Annotated in this window: 19 protein-coding genes; 17 read left to right on the forward strand and 2 right to left on the reverse strand. The window is 35.3% G+C overall.

Annotated features, from left to right (window positions below; translation table 11 throughout):
• Nucleotides 1-102 precede the first annotated feature (102 nt).
• The 3 genes from argH to fabR all read left to right on the forward strand — a co-directional run bounded on the left by argH (nucleotide 103) and on the right by fabR (nucleotide 3,240).
• Nucleotides 103-1,479 carry an argininosuccinate lyase gene (gene argH, locus FcAc13_RS02545; RefSeq protein WP_187754625.1) on the forward strand — a complete coding sequence of 459 codons (1,377 nt, stop codon included), beginning with the start codon at nucleotides 103-105 and terminating at the stop codon, nucleotides 1,477-1,479.
• A gap of 174 nt (nucleotides 1,480-1,653) precedes the next feature.
• Nucleotides 1,654-2,580, forward strand: a complete 927-nt coding sequence (oxyR, locus tag FcAc13_RS02550) for a DNA-binding transcriptional regulator OxyR (RefSeq protein WP_187754626.1) — start codon at nucleotides 1,654-1,656, stop codon at nucleotides 2,578-2,580.
• A gap of 12 nt (nucleotides 2,581-2,592) precedes the next feature.
• The gene (gene fabR, locus FcAc13_RS02555) at nucleotides 2,593-3,240 is read left to right on the forward strand and encodes an HTH-type transcriptional repressor FabR (protein WP_187754627.1); all 648 of its coding nucleotides are present in this window, start codon (nucleotides 2,593-2,595) and stop codon (nucleotides 3,238-3,240) included.
• A 100-nt stretch (nucleotides 3,241-3,340) separates the two neighbouring features.
• Here the strand turns inward: fabR and bamD are convergent, their stop codons facing one another.
• Complete coding sequence (gene bamD, locus FcAc13_RS02560) at nucleotides 3,341-4,117, reverse strand: outer membrane protein assembly factor BamD (RefSeq protein ID WP_187754628.1); 777 nt, start codon at nucleotides 4,115-4,117, stop codon at nucleotides 3,341-3,343.
• A gap of 160 nt (nucleotides 4,118-4,277) precedes the next feature.
• On the opposite strand from bamD, the gene rluD reads away from it, so the two are divergent.
• Together rluD and pgeF are read left to right on the forward strand one after the other, a co-directional pair.
• Nucleotides 4,278-5,267: a 23S rRNA pseudouridine(1911/1915/1917) synthase RluD gene (gene rluD / locus FcAc13_RS02565; RefSeq protein WP_187754629.1), complete on the forward strand. Its 990-nt coding sequence runs from the start codon at nucleotides 4,278-4,280 to the stop codon at nucleotides 5,265-5,267.
• A 4-nt stretch (nucleotides 5,268-5,271) separates the two neighbouring features.
• On the forward strand, nucleotides 5,272-6,015 hold the full coding sequence (gene pgeF, locus FcAc13_RS02570; protein WP_187754630.1) for a peptidoglycan editing factor PgeF: 744 nt from the start codon (nucleotides 5,272-5,274) through the stop codon (nucleotides 6,013-6,015).
• Nucleotides 6,016-6,632: 617 nt separating this feature from the next.
• On the opposite strand, the gene hemW is transcribed toward pgeF, so the two are convergent.
• A complete protein-coding gene (hemW, locus tag FcAc13_RS02575) occupies nucleotides 6,633-7,760 on the reverse strand; it encodes a radical SAM family heme chaperone HemW (protein ID WP_187754631.1) in 1,128 nt (375 codons plus the stop codon).
• A gap of 958 nt (nucleotides 7,761-8,718) precedes the next feature.
• Between hemW and FcAc13_RS02580 the strand changes: the two genes are divergently transcribed.
• The 12 genes from FcAc13_RS02580 (at nucleotide 8,719) to murG (ending at nucleotide 21,654) form a co-directional block, all read left to right on the forward strand.
• A complete protein-coding gene (locus FcAc13_RS02580; protein WP_187754632.1) occupies nucleotides 8,719-8,889 on the forward strand; it encodes a hypothetical protein in 171 nt (56 codons plus the stop codon).
• Between the two features lie 420 nt (nucleotides 8,890-9,309).
• Nucleotides 9,310-10,011, forward strand: coding sequence for a 16S rRNA pseudouridine(516) synthase RsuA (gene rsuA / locus FcAc13_RS02585; protein ID WP_187754633.1), 702 nt, complete (start codon nucleotides 9,310-9,312; stop codon nucleotides 10,009-10,011).
• A gap of 276 nt (nucleotides 10,012-10,287) precedes the next feature.
• Entirely contained in the window at nucleotides 10,288-10,734 is a 447-nt protein-coding gene (gene mraZ / locus FcAc13_RS02590) for a division/cell wall cluster transcriptional repressor MraZ (protein ID WP_187754836.1), read from the forward strand.
• A gap of 20 nt (nucleotides 10,735-10,754) precedes the next feature.
• The gene (gene rsmH, locus FcAc13_RS02595) at nucleotides 10,755-11,690 is read left to right on the forward strand and encodes a 16S rRNA (cytosine(1402)-N(4))-methyltransferase RsmH (RefSeq protein ID WP_370633726.1); all 936 of its coding nucleotides are present in this window, start codon (nucleotides 10,755-10,757) and stop codon (nucleotides 11,688-11,690) included.
• Complete coding sequence (ftsL, locus tag FcAc13_RS02600) at nucleotides 11,687-12,019, forward strand: cell division protein FtsL (RefSeq protein ID WP_187754635.1); 333 nt, start codon at nucleotides 11,687-11,689, stop codon at nucleotides 12,017-12,019. Before rsmH ends, ftsL begins: the two co-directional genes overlap by 4 nt.
• Nucleotides 12,019-13,743, forward strand: coding sequence for a peptidoglycan glycosyltransferase FtsI (ftsI, locus tag FcAc13_RS02605; RefSeq protein ID WP_187754636.1), 1,725 nt, complete (start codon nucleotides 12,019-12,021; stop codon nucleotides 13,741-13,743). The genes ftsL and ftsI overlap by 1 nt, the downstream gene beginning before the upstream one ends.
• A 273-nt stretch (nucleotides 13,744-14,016) precedes the next feature.
• Nucleotides 14,017-15,573: a UDP-N-acetylmuramoyl-L-alanyl-D-glutamate--2,6-diaminopimelate ligase gene (gene murE, locus FcAc13_RS02610; protein ID WP_187754637.1), complete on the forward strand. Its 1,557-nt coding sequence runs from the start codon at nucleotides 14,017-14,019 to the stop codon at nucleotides 15,571-15,573.
• Between the two features lie 2 nt (nucleotides 15,574-15,575).
• The gene (gene murF / locus FcAc13_RS02615; protein ID WP_187754638.1) at nucleotides 15,576-16,934 is read left to right on the forward strand and encodes a UDP-N-acetylmuramoyl-tripeptide--D-alanyl-D-alanine ligase; all 1,359 of its coding nucleotides are present in this window, start codon (nucleotides 15,576-15,578) and stop codon (nucleotides 16,932-16,934) included.
• A gap of 3 nt (nucleotides 16,935-16,937) precedes the next feature.
• Nucleotides 16,938-18,020, forward strand: a complete 1,083-nt coding sequence (gene mraY, locus FcAc13_RS02620) for a phospho-N-acetylmuramoyl-pentapeptide-transferase (RefSeq protein WP_187754639.1) — start codon at nucleotides 16,938-16,940, stop codon at nucleotides 18,018-18,020.
• Nucleotides 18,021-18,121: 101 nt separating this feature from the next.
• On the forward strand, nucleotides 18,122-19,447 hold the full coding sequence (gene murD / locus FcAc13_RS02625) for a UDP-N-acetylmuramoyl-L-alanine--D-glutamate ligase (RefSeq protein WP_187754640.1): 1,326 nt from the start codon (nucleotides 18,122-18,124) through the stop codon (nucleotides 19,445-19,447).
• Nucleotides 19,448-20,602 (forward strand): cell division protein FtsW, encoded by a 1,155-nt coding sequence (ftsW, locus tag FcAc13_RS02630; RefSeq protein ID WP_187754641.1) that lies wholly within the window; start codon nucleotides 19,448-19,450, stop codon nucleotides 20,600-20,602.
• Nucleotides 20,599-21,654, forward strand: a complete 1,056-nt coding sequence (gene murG / locus FcAc13_RS02635) for an undecaprenyldiphospho-muramoylpentapeptide beta-N-acetylglucosaminyltransferase (protein WP_187754642.1) — start codon at nucleotides 20,599-20,601, stop codon at nucleotides 21,652-21,654. Before ftsW ends, murG begins: the two co-directional genes overlap by 4 nt.
• Nucleotides 21,655-21,704: the final 50 nt, after the last annotated feature.

Here is a 21,704-nt window from a genome sequence, read left to right on the forward strand (position 1 = left end):
ATTATATGATTAATGTGATATAGACAGAGATGACAGGTCAAACAGCAAACAATTGTTTGAATAATTAATAATAATCAGCCAGTCGGCTTAAATGAGGTAAATATGGCATTATGGGGTGGGCGTTTTAGTCAGGCTGCAGATAATCGTTTTAAACACTTTAATGATTCATTATGTGTTGATTATCGTTTAGCTAAACACGATATTATCGGCTCAATTGCTTGGTCAAAAGCATTATTAACAGTTAATGTACTAACTGTAGTTGAACAGCAAAAAATTGAGAATGGATTACAAGAATTATTGAGTACGGTTGAAGCTGATCCAGAGCAAATTCTTAATAGTGATGCAGAAGATATACATAGTTGGGTAGAACAGCATTTGATCGAAAAAGTGGGTGATTTAGGTAAAAAATTGCATACGGGTCGTAGCCGTAATGATCAAGTTGCTACTGATTTAAAGCTTTGGTGCGTTGATGAAGTTCATTTATTAATACACAATATTAACCAATTACGTCAACAATTGATTATTACAGCAGAAAAATATCAAACCGCGGTAATGCCTGGTTATACGCATTTACAACGTGCCCAACCAATTACGTTTGCTCACTGGTGTATGGCTTATTTTGAGATGTTAACACGAGATATAAGTCGTTTAAATGATACGTTAAAACGTATGGATAGTAGTCCATTAGGCTCTGGAGCATTAGCCGGTACCGCTTATCCTATCGATCGGGATATGTTAGCTAATAACTTAGGATTTGCTATTGCAACGAATAACAGTTTGGATTCTGTTTCTGATCGTGATCACGTTATGGAATTATTAACCAATGCTACAATAGGAATGAATCATTTATCTCGGTTTGCCGAAGATCTGATTATTTTCAATAGTGGTGAAGCAAATTTTGTCGAATTATCAGATCGTGTTACATCGGGTTCTTCATTAATGCCACAAAAGAAAAATCCTGATGCATTGGAATTGATTCGTGGCAAATCTGGGCGAGTATTTGGTGCTTTAACTGGTGTGATGATGACATTTAAAGGGCTTCCTTTAGCATATAATAAAGATATGCAGGAAGATAAAGCACAATTATTTGACGCGCTAGATACTTGGCAAGAATGTTTAAGTATGGCTAAATTAGTTTTAGAAGATATCAAAATCAATGAAAAAACTTGTTTAGCTGCTGCGAAACAAGGTTATGCTAATGCCACCGAACTTGCCGATTATTTGGTTGCCAAAGGAGTGCCATTTAGAGAGGCACACCATATTGTGGGAGAAGCTGTCGTTGGTGCAATTGCCAAGCAGAAAGCACTTGAGGAATTGACTTTGACAGAGTTGCAACAATATAGTTCGGTAATTGCTGAAGATGTATATCAAATTTTATCAATCGAGTCATGTCTAGAAAAACGCTGTGCAAAAGGTGGTGTTTCGCCAGCTCAAGTTGCTTTGGCGATTAAAAGGGCAAAAAATAGCTTTATGGATTGAATGGATTAATAATAGAGAATAATATAAATTCAATAAAATCAATAAGTAATGCTTAATTTTTTATGCGAAATCAGTTAATATTATAACAATTATAATGATGAAGTTATAAAAAAACGCTATACTTTATAACTTGTTTTGTCTATTTATTTTACCAACCTATCATTGGGAGTATTCATGAATATTCGTGATTTAGAATATTTTGTGGCATTAGCTGAGTTTCGCCATTTCCGTAAAGCCGCGGACGCATGTAACGTAAGCCAACCGACTTTAAGTGGTCAAATTAGAAAACTCGAAGATGAGCTTGGTGTGATGTTGCTTGAGCGAACAAGTCGAAAAGTATTGTTTACACAAACGGGGTTAATGTTAGTCGATCAAGCGCGAGAAGTGTTACGGAATGTCCAAATATTTAAGGAAATGGCAAGTAAACAGGGAGAAGAAATGTCAGGACCAATGCATATAGGCTTAATTCCGACATTGGCTCCTTATCTACTACCCCATATCATTACTTTATTACATGATTCATATCCATCTTTAGAGTTATATCTTCATGAAGCACAAACCCATGTACTGGTTTCTCAGCTTGAACAAGGTAAGCTCGATTGTGCAATTTTAGCACAAGTAAAAGAGACATCCCCTTTTATTGAATTACCATTATTTGATGAACCGATGTTGTTAGCCGTACCTTCTGATAATCCATTGACTAAACAAAAAGAAATTAAACTATCATCGCTACGTGGTGAAAAATTCTTAATGTTAGAAGATGGTCACTGTCTACGTGAACATACGATGGGATATTGTTTTCAAGCTGGAATTGATGAAGACAAACGTTTTAAAGCAACAAGCTTAGAAACATTACGTAGTATGATTTCAGCTGGACGCGGAATCACGTTATTCCCAGAATTAGCGGCGCCAAATGAAAGGGTTCGCGATAATATTTGTTACATTCCATGTATTGATCCTGTTCCTTCTCGTGCAATTGAATTGATTTATCGACCAGGTTCTCCATTACGTAGTCGTTATGAACAAATTGCTAAAAAGATTCGTACACATATGCCAGAAGTATTAAAGGCAAAAGAAGAATTGTTGAATCTTAGTGTTTAAGTCCACAATTTTATGAAAAATAATAAAAATATTGCTTGTTCAGGAGTGCGAGCACAGCAAAAAGAACGTACTCGTCGCTCTTTAATTGATGCAGCATTTAATCAATTAAATGCTGAGCAAGGTTTTGCGAGTCTGAGTTTGCGTGAAGTAGCAAGAGAAGCAGGTATTGCCCCAACCTCTTTCTACCGCCATTTCCGTGATATGGATGAATTAGGTTTAGCGATGGTTGATGAAAGTGGTGTTACGCTACGTCAGCTAATGCGTCAGGCTCGTAAACGTATCGAAAAAGGGGGGAGCGTGCTACAAACCTCGGTCACTACGTTCATCGAATTTATTGATGATAATCCAAAAGTATTTTTATTGTTATTGCGTGAGCGAGCAGGTACTTCAGCCGCTTTCCGCTCGGCGATAGCACGAGAAATTCAACATTTCATCATAGAGTTAACCGATTATTTAAATAACGCCAATACGATGCCTCATCGCTTTAATGAAGCACAAGCACGGGCGATGGTAACTATCGTATTTAATTCAGGTGCTGATGCAATTGATTTTGAACCTGAACAGAAACAGCAATTGATTAATAGTTTAATTTTTCAGTTGCGGATGGTTTCACGAGGTGCCTATTATTTATACCATCGTGAAGAATTGAAAAATCTATAATTATCGTTGTGTAAAGGATAGCAGATTTTATATGCATGATCCTAAAAGATGTTAAGAATAAGAGCGATGATATTTGCTCTTATTCTTTTGGGCTATGTCATTAGAAGATCCATAAAAAATCTTTATCTTCATTGACTAATGGTGTTTCGCTAATATTAGCTTGCAACAATTGCTCTGCTTTGCTGGCTTCTTCAAATAAACCAAGCTGTAAGTAAGCATTTTTCATCAAATCAAGACCATGTCTGGTGGCATTGGTATCGGGATAATTTTCTAACATTCTAGCTACACGGTTAACAACCGCAACATACGCCCCACGTTCAGTGTAATATTGAGCAATTTTTAATTGATAATTAGCCAAACGGTTTTTTAAAAAAACTAAACGTTTTTCTGCATCATAACTATAAGGGCTATTTGGATAACTGGCAATCAAATAATTGAAGTCTTTAAAAGCCGCTGTGGCATATGCATAATCGCGGTCGGAACGATTAACGTTAAACCAACCTTGAATTTGATTATCATCTTGTGCCATATTTGATAAACCACGTAAATATAAAACCCAATCAATATTAGAGTTGGTTGGATTAAGTTTGATAAAACGGTCGATCGATGCGATGGCAAGTGGATAATCATTAGATTTATAATATGCATAAATTAAATTAAGTTGCACTTGTTGTGAATAAGGTCCAAAGGGATAAGATTTATCCATTTCTTCCAGAATAGCAATGCTTGAGCGAAGATTACCTTTCTGTAGTTCTTGATCCGCTTTAGTGAATAACTCCTTTTCTGGAACATTTTCAAAATTAGGTTTAGATGATGTACAACTAAACAACAGACCAGTGATCGAAACAGCTAAAAGATATTTAAGGTATAATTTCATTCAATATTTAATCCGTTTTATCCATTTATTCGTTTTTATGCTATGAAAAGCAAAATAAACATTAACCCATTTAAGTCTATATGATACTCTAATTTATCTTAGCTTTAAACACCTCGTTAAGAGGAAACTCTGATTTAGAGAGATTATAGTATATAAAATTATGTTAGAAAACTCATTAAAAAAACTTGTATTAGTGGAAGAAATCAAATCGCATCAATTAGGTATGCGATTAGATCAAGCCTTAGCGGAGATTTTTCCTCAATACTCACGATCTCGCATTAAAGACTGGATTTTAAATGGTCATGTTCAAGTCAATGGTTTGGTATTAACTAAGCCCAAAGAGCGAGTTTTAGGTGGTGAACAAATTAAAATTGATACTATTCTTGAAGAAGAAACTCATCATCAGGCAGAAAATATTCCGTTAAATATTGTGTATGAAGATGACGCAATTTTAATTATTAATAAACCACGTGATTTGGTTGTACATCCAGGGGCTGGCAATCCTGATGGCACGATTTTAAATGCTTTACTTTATCATTACCCTGATATTGTTAATGTACCCAGAGCAGGAATCGTTCACCGATTAGATAAAGATACAACGGGATTAATGGTGGTGGCGAAAACGATTGAAGCTCAGACACGTTTAGTTGAATCATTGCAATTGCGAGAAATCACCCGTGAATATGAAGCAGTTGTGATGGGAATTATCACTGCGGGTGGAACAGTAGATGAACCTATAACACGTCACCCAACGAAACGAACACATATGGCTGTATTTCCAACGGGTAAACCAGCTATTACTCACTACCGTGTTATGGAAAAGTATCGTTTGCATACACGGTTAAGATTACGTTTAGAAACAGGGCGGACCCATCAAATTCGGGTTCATATGGCACATCTCGCTCATCCTTTAATTGGTGATCCATTGTATGGTGGTCGTCCTCGCCCACCGAAAGGTGCAAATCAGGAATTTATGGACACTTTGCGTCATTTTGATCGACAAGCCTTACATGCCACAATGCTGCGTCTTTTTCATCCGACCACGGGTGAGCAAATGCAATGGCATGCACCAATTCCAGAGGATATGCAACAATTAATTAAAGTATTGCAAGATGATACAAAACAGCATCAAGATGAATTAGATTGGTGAGTTCATGGAAAATATCTATCCTTATTGGCCTGCACCTAAAAATATTCGTGCTTTAACTACTATTCGCCAGGGTGGGGTGAGTCTACAACCTTACCAATCAATGAATCTGGCAAATCATGTTGGTGATGATGAGCTTGCTGTTATAACCAATCGGCAACAAATTATTTTACAGGAAAAGGTACCATCCTCCTTAGCATGGTTGATCCAAACACATAGTACTGAGGTGATAGATATTTCTTCTCTAACAGCTTTTAACACGCCATTACATGCGGATGCCAGTTATAGCTGTTCGGCAAATATTGTTAGTGTAGTATTAACGGCAGATTGTTTACCGGTTTTGTTCTGTTCATCTTCGGGTGATCAAGTAGCGGCTGCCCATGCAGGCTGGCGTGGTCTTTGTGGAGGTATTTTAGAAAATACTGTTAAACATTTTGATTGTCCGACATCGAAAATCATGGCTTGGCTAGGGCCAGCAATTGGTCCCCAAGCGTTTGAAGTGGGTATTGAGGTTAAACAAGCTTTTACCCAACATGATGCCAAAGCTAATGTTGCATTTCAATTAAGTAAGCCAATTGAACAAAAATATTTAGCGAATCTTTATTTATTAGCTAAGCAACGTTTATTGCAATTAGGAATTACTCAAATTTATGGAGGTGAATATTGTACTTATCGGCAAAGTGAACGCTTTTTCTCTTATCGACGTGACAAACAGACTGGTAGGATGGCTTCAATGATTTGGTTTACCTAATAACGTTGAGTTTATATTTTAGATGTAATAAAATTCAACGTCATTGTGCTGACCATTTTATAGACACTTATTTCATTAATATGGTGTTACTGATAATTGTACAAATGAAAGTAGCAGCGATATTAAATAATATCACGATAAACGATATCGTTAAGATAGCTGAACTGGAGAAAATTGGATCTAACCAACACAGGATGAATAAATAGATTGAATATAGTGCACATCCTATACATGGAATTTGCCACAGTAATGTTCGCTTGTGACATTTTAAATGTCTTATAGCATACAGTAATCCAGTTAAAGCCGATGGAACAGCTAGCATTAAATATGCGAAATAGATCACTGTAGTTAAATTACCAAATGTAAATTGCCGCATATCATCATAATCAATAATCATAAACAGGTAAAAAAATATTCCATTTAACAATGGTTCTATAATGATAAAAATTAAAAAAGACAAAAAAAATAGAGTGGATTTATGCAAAATAAACACCTGATCGAATATTGATAACTGAATATATATTAAACTATTTTTTATTAATTTGTTGAATTATTTAATTAAATTGCATATTTTTGTTAGGTTAATACCACTGTCAGGCTATTAAGATATTATTTTATTATAAAAATAATTCAAGTAATGAATTGAGAAAGAGCTTCCCTTTGTTGGTTAAAAACCAATATTGTGTATCCTCTGTTAAATAGCCATTTTTTATTGCAAGCTTAATTGGTTTGTCAATTTCAAGCAGAGATAAATTCGTCCGTTTGATAAATAATAACTTTTTAGCTGGTTCCAGCAAGCGGAATTGATTCATAAAGAACTCAAAAGGTAATTCTTCTTTTGGCACTGTATAAGATTTATCTAAATAGCGTCCTTGCATATAACCTCTGGGATGGCGCGTTTTGATGGTGCGAATGATGCGGCCATCAGCTTGCGTTAATTTACCATGTGCGCCACAACCGATTCCTAAATAATCACCAAAATGCCAATAATTCAAATTATGTTGACATTGATAACCTGGTTTAGCATAGGCCGATGTTTCATATTGTTGATAACCGTTAGCAATTAAACAAGCATGTCCCTGCTGATAAATATCCCATAGACAATCTTCATTTGGTAAAATGGGGGGTTTAGAATCAAATAACGTATTTGGCTCAATTGTCAGTTGATACCATGATAAATGGGGAGGATCAAGGCTAATCGCTTGATTGAGATCATACATCGCATCTTGCAACGATTGATTTGGTAATCCATGCATTAAATCCAAATTATAACTTCTCAAATTCAATGTTTTTGCTAATTGGGCTGCTTTGATAGCCTCATGAGGATTATGTACTCGCCCTAATTGTGACAGTTTATCAGTTTGAAAGCTTTGAACACCAATTGAGATACGATTGATGCCAGCCTGGGTATAACCTACAAAATGTTTAGCATCTACTGAGTTAGGATTTGCTTCTATCGTAATCTCAATATTTGGCTCAAAAGCGATTACTTTTCGTATCTCGGTTAGTAAATTGTGAATTAAATCAGCAGAAAATAAACTTGGTGTACCACCACCAATAAAGATTGAATGGATTGATCGCTGATGGGTAAGTGGTAAATCTTGTTTCAGATCAGCCAATAAATGTTGTATGTATTGCTGATAATCAGATGTCTGCTTAATATTGTGAGAGTTGAAATCACAATACGGACATTTTTGTACGCACCAAGGAGTATGGATATAGAGGCTTAAAGGAATAACCGACATTGATTAATATAATAAATCCGATGACTAAAATAAGTTTATTAGCATAACAAATAATGACTTTTTTTTATAGAGATTGCTATCGTATATTGATATCAAATTTTTATAGCAAAATGTGATCTAAACCAAGATTTACGTTGCCTGTGAGCGTTATTGAGGCTATCAATACTTTGAAGCGAAACGAAAGCATTTAAACCAGCCATAGTACGACTCCAATAATAATTAACAGTATAATTTTCATTGTTTAAAAAAAACAATGCTATGTTTCGGCTAACTGGGTTACTACTAAAATAGCCTTAAGTTAACTGATACTTAACCGATTAATTTACCTTCAGCATATCATCATTAAGTTTTGAATTTGCTTAGTGGTGATATTACATTTCAATAACACATATTATCGGTAATTTGGCGATTATAGAGAAAATTAAGATAAGTCTTAGAAAAATATCTAGAAGAATTAGAATACATTTTCTTAAATTGAATTTGATTTTTAAACCATTAAGAAATAATTAACATCAATATTTGATCCACTCTTTAAATGATTGTAAAGTAAATGGTACTTTATACAATTACTGTCATCTTGTTATTAACAAAAAAACTCTTAATTTCATTCATAAAAATCAATATAAATATAAGGAATTCGAATTATGATAATCTCGCTAAAAACAAATCGACCTAGTTTAATAAAAATAATGGATGTACCAATTATAGGCGGTTTTATTATGTTAATTTTTTCGTTAATTCCAATGTTTATTCTAATGATAACAGATGGATTTTTAGAATACAGTTATGAAGGTATTCAAACAGGAATAATACAGATTATATGCGGTATTTATAACTTCATTTTATCTTTCTTTTTTAACATCAAAATATCGATTTTTTTTATACCTTGTTGGATCTTTTTTACCCTTATCGGTATATTAATTGTTGGTTCAACTTTTGTACTCAGCTATTTACTTATATGTTAATTATTGGCATGCCGATTTTAGTTTTAGAATGGCTAATCGATCGTCGAGGGCAAAAACAACCAATCCATACTATGGAAGATGTTGCAGTTTCTGAAGGTTACTTAAAATCTTGGTGTTATCGGTTTTTTTTAATCTTAATATTCTACAGTGTTATTGGTGGATGACTGACTGAATTATCTTAGTGGTAAAAGATGTTTTTGAAGAATTTATGGTAATATTATTGCCCAACTATTTTGCGACTTTCTAGTTAATGTAAGCAGCCTTTTAACTTGGCATAAGGTGTTTATGTTTGCTACTGACTTAATCGTCGCCTTTGGTGTGGATTTAGGGCGAGATGATGCCTAACTAGGGTAGGTTATTTGCTATTAGTGCTCGTTTGTTATGCCGTTTATGCCATTAGTCCTTCTTTCTTTAAAGCTAATAAATTTCTTTTTTACCTAACTGGTCGGCTTTAAACGGCATGGTTATTTAGTAGCTCCAAGACATGTATTTTATGCTTATTTCCTGTGATAACAGGATAAAATGGCTTTAGAGATTGACAATTTTTATTTACAATAGCGGTTTTGTAATTAAAGATACCTATTATGCGATTAGATAAATTTTTAGCTCATCATTTAGGGATCAGTCGTAATTTGGTTACTAAAGTGCTACGAGCTGGTCAGGTCACGATTAATGATGAACTGATAAAGTCAGGTGCGACAAAAATCAATGTGACTGATGTTGTTAAATATCAAGATACTGTGTTGGAACATATAACCAGTAAACGTTATTTTATGTTACATAAGCCACAAGGTTATGTTTGTTCGACCGAAGATCCCGATCATCCAACTATTCTTTATTTTATTGATGAACCGATGCCAGAAAGACTGCATTCGGCTGGGCGTTTAGATCTCGATACGACAGGTTTAGTGTTGTTAACTGATGATGGACAATGGTCACACCGTATTACATCCCCCAAACATCATTGCCAGAAAGTGTATTTAGTTGAAGTTGCGCGTCCGTTAACTGAAGATTTGATAGCTACTTTTAATCAGGGTATTAAACTTAATAACGAAAAAGCGTTGACTAAATCTGCAAAATTAGAAATTTTAGATAAATTTCATGCACGTTTAACCATTAATGAAGGAAAATATCATCAAGTAAAACGTATGTTTGCTGCGGTAAATAATCATGTTATCGCTTTACATCGTGAACAGATTGGTAATTTAAAATTAGATGTATTAGAAGGTGAATATCGTCCTTTAACAGCAGAAGAAGTCAATTCGATCGGATCAGCGATTAAATAATTTAATGACCATACGGTTGGCAGAATATACCAGCTGTATGCTATTGGTTATGTCTATTATTGTTATTATAATTAATAACTTATCTACTAATTTACCCTTGTCAACCATTGATATCCCAGCCTCTTATAAATGTGAATCAGCGAAAGTAAAAAGTAAAATAACTATCATTTTTTGTTTTTTTGTGGTAAAAAGTGGGAAAAAGTGGCATAAAATAACAAAATATTAACTGTTTGATTTTATTAAGATAAAATTTATTCTTTTTGGTAAAGAGAGATGATGTTTAGTGGAGCAATCACCGTCAGCTTAGATAGTAAAGGTCGTTTAGCGATTCCTACACGCTATCGAGAAGTTATGCTAGAGGGCATGGTTTGTACTATTGGTTTGCATGATCCTTGTCTTATGCTTTACCCAATTGAAGAATGGCTTTTGATAGAGCAAAAACTTGCTAAATTATCGACCATGAATGAAATTGAACGACGTATTGTCAGATTGTTATTAGGACATGCATCGGAATGCTCAATGGATAATGCTGGAAGAATTTTAATCTCAAATACATTACGACAATATGCCCAATTAGATAAAAATATTATGTTTGTGGGACAGTCGAATAAATTTGAAATTTGGGATGAAGCAAAATGGCATCAGCAAATTAATCAAGATATCTCTATGATTGCACAAGATTTCGCTAATTTATCTGAAAATCTTAAACACTTAACGCTTTAGTAGGTACAATGAATATTGAGCTGCAAAATTATCATCATACAACAGTGCTATTAAATGAATCGATTGAGGCATTAGCGATCAAGCCTGACGGAATCTATGTTGATGGTACATTTGGACGCGGGGGGCACTCACGACTTATTCTAGAAAAATTAGGAGCTAATGGGCGGTTAATTGCGATCGATCGTGATCAACAGGCAATTATAGAATCACGTCATATTTGTGATCCACGGTTTAGCATTATTCATGGCGAATTTTCTAAAGTAGGGCATTATATTGACGAATTGGGTTTAATGGGCAAAGTTGACGGTTTTTTAATGGATTTAGGTGTCTCTTCACCACAATTAGATGATCCTGACCGCGGATTTTCATTTATGCGTGATGGTCCATTAGATATGCGAATGGATATAACTAAAGGCATTTCTGCCAGTGAATGGTTAATGCAATCTAATGCAGAAGATATAGCCTGGGTATTAAGGACATTTGGTGAAGAACGCTTTGCTAAACGGATTGCACAAGCTATCGTGATGCGAAATAAGCAAGCTCCGTTATCCCGTACTAAAGAATTGGCCACATTAATTGAACAAGTTAGTCCGATAAAGGAACGTCATAAACATCCTGCAACACGCAGTTTTCAGGCGATCCGTATCTTTATAAATAGTGAACTTGAAGAGGTAGAGATTGCTTTAAATAGTAGTCTGGAAATATTGGCTAAACATGGGCGCTTGGCTGTGATTAGTTTTCATTCTTTGGAAGATAGAATTGTTAAACAGTTTATTGCTAAGCAAAATAAAGGTCCAGATTTACCGCAAGGTTTACCGCTAACAGAAGAACAAATTAAGCAATATGGTAGTCGTTCATTAAAATCACTAGGTAAAATAAAACCCACACAGGAAGAGATTAATCACAATAATCGATCCCGAAGTGCGATATTGCGAGTTGCTGAGCGACTAAGATGATTAATACCACAGTTAAAAATCGTTTTAGTTTAGTTAAATTAATTATTGATGACATTGCCGAGTATCAAAAAATACCTCTGTTACTCTTAGTACTAGTAGTAGTATCAGCATTTACGGTATTGTTAACCACTCAGCAAAATAGGAAGCAATTATTTCAACAAGAGCAGTTAATGTTAGAACGCGATGTGTTAGAAAGTGAATGGCGGAATTTAATTATTGAAGAAAATGTGTTAGCTGATCCTAAGCGAATAGAATCTAAAGCTTATCAATTAGGAATGCAATATGTCGTACCAAGAAATGAAACGGTTATTGTGATTAAGAAAGAATAATGAAAGTTTTCAGATTAAAATCTGTTGCTAACAAGCCTTTTGAGAAATGGCGTTTTTACGTTGTATATGGCGTAATATTTTTAGCTTTGTTGGCGTTGATAATACAGTTAGCTTGGTTGCAATTAGTTGATGCAGATAAATTGATTGCTGAAGGTAATAAACGTTCTTTAAGATACCAAAACGTTTATGTACCCAGAGCTATGATACTTGATCGTAACGAACGGGCATTAGCTGTGAGTGTGCCAATGTATGATGTATGGGCTGATCCCAAAATTGTAAAACAATCCGGGGGAGTGGATCCAACCAACATTAAGTGGCAAGAATTAGCGAAAAGTGTCATAGTTCCTATATCGGAATTACAACAAAAATTAGACCAAGAAAAAGTGCGTTTTGTGCCATTAATTAAACAGATTACACCAACACAAGCTGATTATTTAAAACAACTTAAATTGAAAGGAATTAATTTTAATAAAACGTCAAAACGATTCTATCCTTTGGGTAGCAGTATCGCGCAATTAATTGGTTTAACGAATGTCGAAAATGGTATTGAAAGTGGCGCCGAAGGTATTGAAAAAAGTTACAACGATTTACTAATTGGTGAAACGGGACAGCGCGTTATTCGTCGCGATCGTTTTGGTCGAGTAATTGAAAAACTACAACATATTGATGGTGAAGTTGCTAACGATTTAGTCTTGAGTATTGATGAACGTTTACAATCACTGGTTTTTAGTGAATTAGAAAATGCAGTTAAGTTTAATAAAGCGGATAGTGGGACGGCAGTATTAATTGATATTAATACTGGTGAAGTGTTGGCAATGGCAACAAATCCTTCCTATAACCCAAATAATCGTTCACAGATTAATGCCAGTTTACTAAGAAATCGTGCTGTGACCGATGCGTTCGAACCAGGATCAACGGTTAAACCATTAATTGTAATGGCAGCATTAGAAAAAAAAATAGTTGATTTAAATACAATTATTGATACGCGACCTTTTTATGTTAATCGCTTTGAAGTAAAAGATGTATCTTATCAAAGATCGTTGAATTTGGCGGGAATTTTAGAAAAATCGAGTAATGTTGGGGTGAGTAAATTGGCATTGAAAATGAACCCGCATGAAGTGGTAGGTTTTTATTCCCGTTTTGGGTTAGGTCAACCAACTGGATTGGGTATTGGTGGTGAAACAAATGGTATGATAGCGGCAAATCGGGCAAAATGGTCTGATATTGAAAGAGCTACCTATGCATTTGGCTATGGATTAATGGTAACCCCATTACAATTAGCCAGAGCTTATGCAACGATTGGTAGTTATGGTGTCTATAAACCCGTATCCATTTTAAAAGTCACTGAACCGGTTGAAGGACAAAGAGTCGTATCCGAATCAATAGCGAAAACAGTTGTTAAATTGATGGAATCGGTAGCGATTACGGGAGGTGGTGTTAGAGCGGCAGTTCCTGATTATAGCGTGGCGGTAAAAACCGGAACAGCTAAAAAATTAGGTTCATCGGGTAAATATGTGAATGAATATATTGCCTATACTGCAGGCATTGCACCCGCATCTAAACCAAGGTATTCATTAGTTGTTATTATTGATAATCCCAAAGCGGGACAATACTATGGTGGTACAGTTTCGGCTCCAGTATTTAGCCGTATTATGAGTGGGGTTTTAAGAACGATGAATGTTGCCCCCGATCGTAAACAAGATAATAAAAACATTCGGTACTAATTTTTGATTAGATATACTAAAGTTTTTGTCATAATTTACTAACTAGATTAAATTTGGCGGAGTGGTAAATATTATTTCTGTAATTAATGACACCTTAAGGTATATTAAGTTAGTTAAGTTACTAATGTAAACGATAGCTAATTTTGAGGTATTTAACCGTTTGATTGATGTATTAACGATATAATATGAGAATTTGGTTAACTTTAAACCAAACATAGCGTGATTTATCATTTAAAGAAAATATTTAATTTAACAATGGATGATGGCTTAAGTATGGCGCATTATGATTTACAAAGATTAATTCATTATTTCAATATTGAACTACCGGTTGAGCAGGTAGGCATGATGTCATTTTATATGGCAGAGAAAATTAATCAACTTAAAATGGATAGTCGCCTGATTAAACCTAACGATATCTTCATTGCTTTACCAGGTTACACGGTTGATGGTAAGGAATTTATACCACAAGCGATAGCTGCTGGCGCCATTGCCGTACTCATTGAAACAGATGATAAACAGCAGGATAAAAAAATCGGTTTTTATACTCAACAAAATAAATACACACCATTGATTTATATTTATCAATTATCAAAATATTTGTCAGCGCTTGCCGATGATTTTTATGATCATCCTTCGGAGAAATTACGAGTTGTTGGTGTTACCGGCACAAATGGTAAAACTACTATTAGCCAATTAATAGCACAATGGGTTGAGTTATTAGGTGAAAAAACAGCTGTTTTAGGAACCCTAGGTAATGGTGTATATAATCATTTAACCCCATCAGCAAATACAACTCCATCTCCAGTGGAGATACAAGCATATTTGGCTGATTTTTATCAAAATGATGTGAAATTGGTTGCGATGGAAATTTCATCACATGGTTTAGTGCTTGATCGCGTAAAAGCGATCACTTTTGCTGCTACGGTGTTTACTAATATAAGTCGTGATCATCTCGATTTTCATCAAACCATGAAAAATTATCAACAAGCGAAGTGGTCACTTTTTTCTCCGAATGCAGAAGAAAGTGCTGTAAAAAGCCCCGGTAAACGAATTATTAATTATGATGATGTGGTTGGACAACAATGGATTTCTGTTTTAAATGATGTTGTGGTGGTTTCATCTAAACCGGAAAACTTATCGATTATTAAAACATTCGGCAAAGCTTATATTGGTGTTTCGAAAGTATCTTATCATGATAAAGGTATCACTATTGAACTTGAATCAAGTTATGGTAAAGCTCAATTATCTAGTGCATTGTTTGGAGCGTTTAATGTTTCTAATTTATTGTTGGCGTTTGCTACATTGTTAACACTTAACTATCCATTTGTAGAATTAGTCGATACTGCAGCACGTTTAGTTCCAGTTAGTGGGCGTATGGAAATTTTTACTGCCGTACATAAACCAACCGTTATTGTTGATTACGCTCATACACCCGACGCATTAGATAAAGCACTATCAGCAACCAAAGAACATTGTCATGGTAAACTATGGGTGATTTTTGGTTGTGGTGGTGATCGCGATAAAGGTAAACGTGCTTTGATGGCTCAAGTTGCTGAGCAGTATACTAATAATATTATTGTCACTAACGATAACCCACGCACTGAAGATCAAGATGAGATTGTAGCGGATATTCTAAAAGGATTTACAAAATTAATGACATGGCAAATTATTAAAGACCGAACACAAGCTATTGCTTATGCAATTACACAATCACAAGAAAAAGATATTATTTTGGTTGCAGGAAAAGGTCATGAAGATTATCAAATCATTGGTAAGCAAAAGTATCATTACTCTGACAGAGAAACTGTATGTCGGCTTTTGGGAATATGACTATGATGAAATTAACGGTAACCCAATTGCAACAAGTCGTTAATGGACAATCCATTGCCATTAGCAATGATCAAGCGTTCATCAATTCAATAACCATTGATTCGCGAAAAATATCATCTGGTGCTTTGTTCATTGCGCTAAAAGGTGAAAAATTTGATGGTCATCATTTTGTAAAACAGAGTATAGCTGCAGGAGCCTTATTAGCGCTGACTGAATATGTCATCGATGAAAACATACCACAAATCGTAGTTGAAAATACCCATCAGGCACTTGGACAAGTTGCCGCTTGGATAAGATTACAATCAAAAGCAAAAGTGATTGCATTAACAGGGTCATCTGGTAAAACGTCTGTAAAGGAGATGACAGCGACTATTTTAGCGCAATGTGGTCAGACCTTATTTACACAAGGAAATCTTAATAACGACATCGGAGTACCGTTAACCTTATGTCGTTTAACCGAAAATGATAAATTTGCCGTAATTGAACTGGGCGCAAATCATATCGGTGAAATTGCTTATACTACCCAAATCGTTAAACCTCAAGCTGCCTTAATTAATAATATTGCAGCAGCACACTTAGAAGGATTTGGTTCAATAGAAGGGGTAGCGCAAGCTAAAGGGGAAATTTTTAAAGGATTAACCGAGGATGGTACGGCCATAATAAATTTAGATAGTTATTCACCAAAATGGCTTGATGCTGTAAGAAATTATGTCATCTATACTTTTTCATTGCAGAATGAAAATGCTGATTTTTATGCTAAATCAATAGTTCAGCTAGATGGTTCTACATTTGTACTTCATACGCCAAATGGCGAGATGACAATCCGTTTACCGTTAATAGGTTTGCATAATGTTTCTAATGCTGTCGCTGCTGCTGCATTGGCGATGTCTGTTGGTGCTAATTTAACACAAATTAAAGCAGGTTTAGAGCAAGTAACCGCCGTTAAAGGGCGACTTTATCCTATCGCTTTAAATGCTAAACAACTTATCCTTGATGATTCATATAATGCTAATGTGGGTTCGATGACCGCTGCTATCCATGTTTTAGCTCAACAATCGGGTTATCGTGTATTGGTCGTCGGTGATATGGCTGAATTAGGTAAAGATGCTGAAAAATGTCATCAACAGGTAGGCGAAGAAGCTAAACATGCGCAAATAGATTGTGTGGTAAGTGTCGGTAGCAATAGTGAACTTATTAGTCGGTTTAGCGGTGTTGGTCATCATTTTAAAAGTAAATCCGAAGTATGTTCATTTTTATTGAAATTATTAAAGGAAAAGCAATATGTGACTTTATTAGTTAAAGGTTCACGTAGTGCCAAAATGGAAGAAATCATAGAAATTATTGTGAATAATCAGGAATAGATTATGTTAACGTGGGTATTTAATTATTTAGTCAAATATATCTCCTTTTTTCATGTATTCTCTTATTTAACGGTAAGAGCAATCTTTGCATTATTAACCGCTTTGATCATATCATTGTTGATGGGACAGAGAGTGATTGATTGGTTACAAAAATTACAAATTGGGCAAGTTGTGCGCAATGATGGACCAGAAAGTCATCTAAGCAAAAAAGGTACACCGACAATGGGTGGAACATTAATTGTCTCATCAATCACTATTTCGGTTTTATTATGGTCAGAATTGTCTAACCCTTACGTTTGGGTTACGTTATTTGTCTTAATTGGTTTTGCATTAGTTGGATTTGCCGATGATTATCTAAAAGTGGTACGTAAAGATCCTCGCGGATTGATAGCTCGTTGGAAATATTTCTGGCAATCTGTCATAGCGTTACTCGTCGCTTTTGGTATGTATGTATATGGTAAAGATACTGCGGTTACAGCCTTAGTTCTACCATTTTTCAAAGATGTGATGCCACAATTAGGAATGTTTTATATAGTATTTACCTATTTTGTAATTGTTGGCGCGGGTAATGCTGTCAATCTAACCGATGGTCTGGATGGTCTTGCCATTATGCCAACTGTATTTGTTGCTGGTGGTTTTGCATTAGTTTCATGGACGACCGGTAATGTAAATTTTGCTGAATATTTGCATATTCCCTATATCCGTCATAGTGGTGAGTTAATGATTGTTTGCATGGCAATTGTTGGTGCTGGATTAGGATTTCTGTGGTTCAATACGTATCCTGCTATGGTTTTCATGGGCGATGTTGGCTCGCTTGCGCTAGGCGGGGTATTAGGTATTATCGCAGTCTTATTAAGACAAGAATTTTTATTAGTTATTATGGGCGGTATTTTTGTCATTGAAACCTTATCCGTCATTTTACAAGTAGGTTCTTTTAAATTGCGAGGGAAGCGCATTTTTCGCATGGCACCAATCCACCATCATTATGAATTGAAAGGTTGGCCAGAACCACGTGTTATTGTACGGTTTTGGATAATATCATTAATGTTAGTTTTAATTGGATTAGTCACTTTAAAATTGCGGTAATGAGTAAAATAAATCCAGTTAGGTATAAAAAGTAACACGATAGTCACAATTAGTTATTGAAAAAAATAAAAATATAACGATAACGAAGTAAAGGCAATAAAATGAGTAAATATCACGGTAAAAATGTAGTAATAATTGGACTCGGTGTCACCGGTTTGTCTTGTGTTAATTATTTTATTGCTCAAAATGTGATACCAAAAGTTATAGATACCCGGCAAAACCCAAATGGTTTAGCTGAGCTTGATCCTCGAGTTGAATATCATTTAGGTAGTTTGAATTCCAATTGGTTACTTAACGCTAATTTAATTGTTGTAAGCCCAGGAATTGCATTATCAACTCCGGAATTAGTACGAGCGCAAGCTAAAGGCATTGAAATCGTTGGTGATATTGAATTGTTTTGCCGTGAAGTTAATCAACTAAAAAATAGAAAAATTGCTGCAATAACCGGTGCAAATGGTAAAACAACGGTAACTAGTTTGGTCGGAGCAATTGTTGAAGCAGCCGGTATAAATGTTGGTGTTGGTGGGAATATTGGTCAACCAGCTTTATCATTATTGAATGAGAATTATGCTGTTTTTGTTCTAGAATTATCAAGCTTTCAGTTAGAAACAACCTCCAGCTTACAAGCCACTGTAGCAACGATTTTAAATATTTCTGAAGACCATATGGATCGCTATCCAGAAGGAATCATGCAATATACCGCAGCTAAACAACGCATCTATCGGCTTGCGGACAATTGTATAGTTAATCATGACGATAAATTAACTTACCCAACTAATGAGCCAAAGGATGCGAACTGTATTGAATTTGGTTTGCATAATGGTAGATATCATTTAGATCCTACATTGCGGTATTTAATGGTTGATAATCAAAAAGTACTTGATACGATGAATATGCAATTAATTGGTGTTCATAATTACCTTAATGCATTAGCCGCACTTGCCATCGCTGATTGTTTGGATATCGATAGAGCAAATAGTCTACCTGCGATTGCTAACTTTAAAGGTCTGGCGCATCGTTTTGAATTGGTATTTAAAAACCGCGGTGTAATATGGATAAATGATTCAAAAGCGACCAATGTTGGTAGTACAGTAGCAGCATTAACGAGTGTGGTATGTAGCGGTACATTATATTTGTTACTGGGTGGTGATGGTAAAGCAGCAGATTTTACCCCACTTTTACCCCATTTAATTAGACCCCAAATCAGGATTTTTTGCTTTGGTCGTGATAAAGTTTTATTGGCAAAATTGAGACCTGAAGTGACAACCGTTGTAGATACGATGGCTGACGCAATCATTGAGATAGCAAAGCTTGTTAAAGCTAATGATGTAGTGCTACTTTCGCCAGCTTGTGCTAGTTTGGATCAATTTAAGAATTATATTGAGCGTGGTCAAGTATTTACTAGTTTAGCCCAGGAGCATGGTTAAATGCGATTATTTCATGTTCGGCAATATGTTGATGCACAAAATATTCTTTATGATCGTTCATTGTTATGGACAATCATCGGTTTAATCATATTTGGTGTCATTATGGTAACGTCAGCTTCAATGTCAATCAGTGAGGCAAACCCGTTATTTTATACGCAGCGTGAGTTTATTCAGTTGGGTATTGCATTAAGTATTATGCTCTTAGTGCTATATATTCCTATTTTACGCTGGCAACAAGCAAGTATTGCGCTACTATTAATTACTATTGGAATGTTAGTTGTTGTTCTGTTTGTTGGGTCTTCAATAAAAGGTGCGTCGCGATGGATACCATTAGGTATATTTAATTTTCAACCTGCTGAACTGTCTAAATTAGCATTATTTTGTTATTTGGCTAGCTATCTGTCACGCAAAACCAGTGAAGTTCAAAGTAGTTTTTGGGGATTTTTTAAACCGATGACCGTCATGTCAGTTTTGTCGGTTCTTTTATTAAAACAACCAGATTTGGGGACGGTAATCGTATTGTTTTTTGTTACATTAGGTATTTTATTTATCGCTGGAGCTCGAGTTTGGCAGTTTATTGCTATACTGGCTAATGGAATTTTTTCAATGATATTATTGATTCTATTTGAGCCATATCGAATGAAACGTTTTACTACCTTTCTTGATCCATGGAAAGATTCATCAGGTTCAGGTTATCAATTAACTAATTCCTTAATGTCAATGGGGTATGGTGGATTTTGGGGCAAGGGCTTAGGTAATTCGGTACAGAAATTGGGTTATTTACCTGAAGCTCATACTGATTTCATTTTTGCAATTTTAGCCGAAGAGTTAGGTTTTATTGGTGTGGTGTGTATTTTAGCTTTGTTATTTTTCTTAACCTTTAAATCACTCTCTATAGGTTATCGGGCTTTAAGCGTTAATTCACTTTTTTCTGGTTATTTAGCATGCCAAATTGGCATTTGGTTTGGTTTTCAAACTTTTGTGAATGTTGGGGTTACTTCAGGGATGTTGCCAACCAAAGGTTTAACATTACCGTTTATTAGTTACGGTGGTTCGAGTTTAATTATTATGTGTTTGGCAGTAGCAATATTATTACGCATTGATTTTGAGTTTCGTCAAGAAGGCATCCAAGCACGAGTTAGGGCGGTAAAATGACAAAAAAATTATTAGTAATGGCTGGTGGAACAGGGGGCCATGTATTTCCTGGATTAGCTGTCGCACAACAACTCATTAAAGAGGGTTGGCAAGTAAGATGGTTAGGCACAGCTGATCGCATGGAAGCACAGTTAGTACCACAATATGGTATCGAAATTGATTTTATTAAAATAACAGGTATTCGAGGTAAAGGAATTTTAGCAAAATTATTGGCACCAGTCCGGATATTGAAAGCTGTAATGCAAGCACGACGAATTATTAAATCTTATCAACCTGACGTCGTGTTAGGTATGGGAGGGTATGTATCAGGTCCCGGTGGATTAGCCGCTAAGATATGTGGTGTTCCCATTGTATTGCATGAACAAAATGGTGTTGCTGGTTTAACAAACAAATGGTTAGCAAAGTTTGCTACTACGGTTTTGCAAGCTTTCCCTTCAGCGTTCAAAGATGCCAAAGTAGTAGGGAATCCAGTGCGTGAAGATGTGTTAGCATTAGCTGAACCAAATCTACGTTTAGCTGAACATACCGGACCGATTAGAATATTGGTTATGGGGGGAAGTCAAGGGGCAAAAATATTAAATGATATCGTGCCAAAAGCATTTAAACAGCTAGCAAAAAATTATATTATTTGCCATCAAACTGGAAAAGGAGCTAAAGATGCAGTGTTATCTGCTTATGATGGTATAAACTTGACAGAAAATCGTGTTATTGAATTCATCAATGATGTTGCTGAAGCTTATAATTGGGCTGATATTGTTATTTGTCGCAGTGGGGCTTTAACAGTAAGCGAAATCGAAGCAGTTGGTTTGGGAGCGATCTTTGTGCCATTTATGCATAAAGATCGTCAGCAGTATTGGAATGCAAAACCATTACAAGATGTCGGCGCAGCAGTGATAATTGAACAAAGGGATTTTTCCGTTGAAAATTTGCTTGAAGTATTAACAACACTTGATCATAAAAAATTATTGGAAATGGCAACAAAAGCACGTTCTTTAGCAATAACTGATTCTTCAGAACAAGTGGCTCAAGCAATTAAAGCGTGTGTTGCGTAAAGCAAATTACGTAACATATAGGGAAATGATATTACATTATTGATAACTTT

This window comes from Frischella japonica (assembly GCF_014489845.1).
In the GTDB taxonomy this organism is placed as follows: domain Bacteria; phylum Pseudomonadota; class Gammaproteobacteria; order Enterobacterales; family Orbaceae; genus Frischella; species Frischella japonica.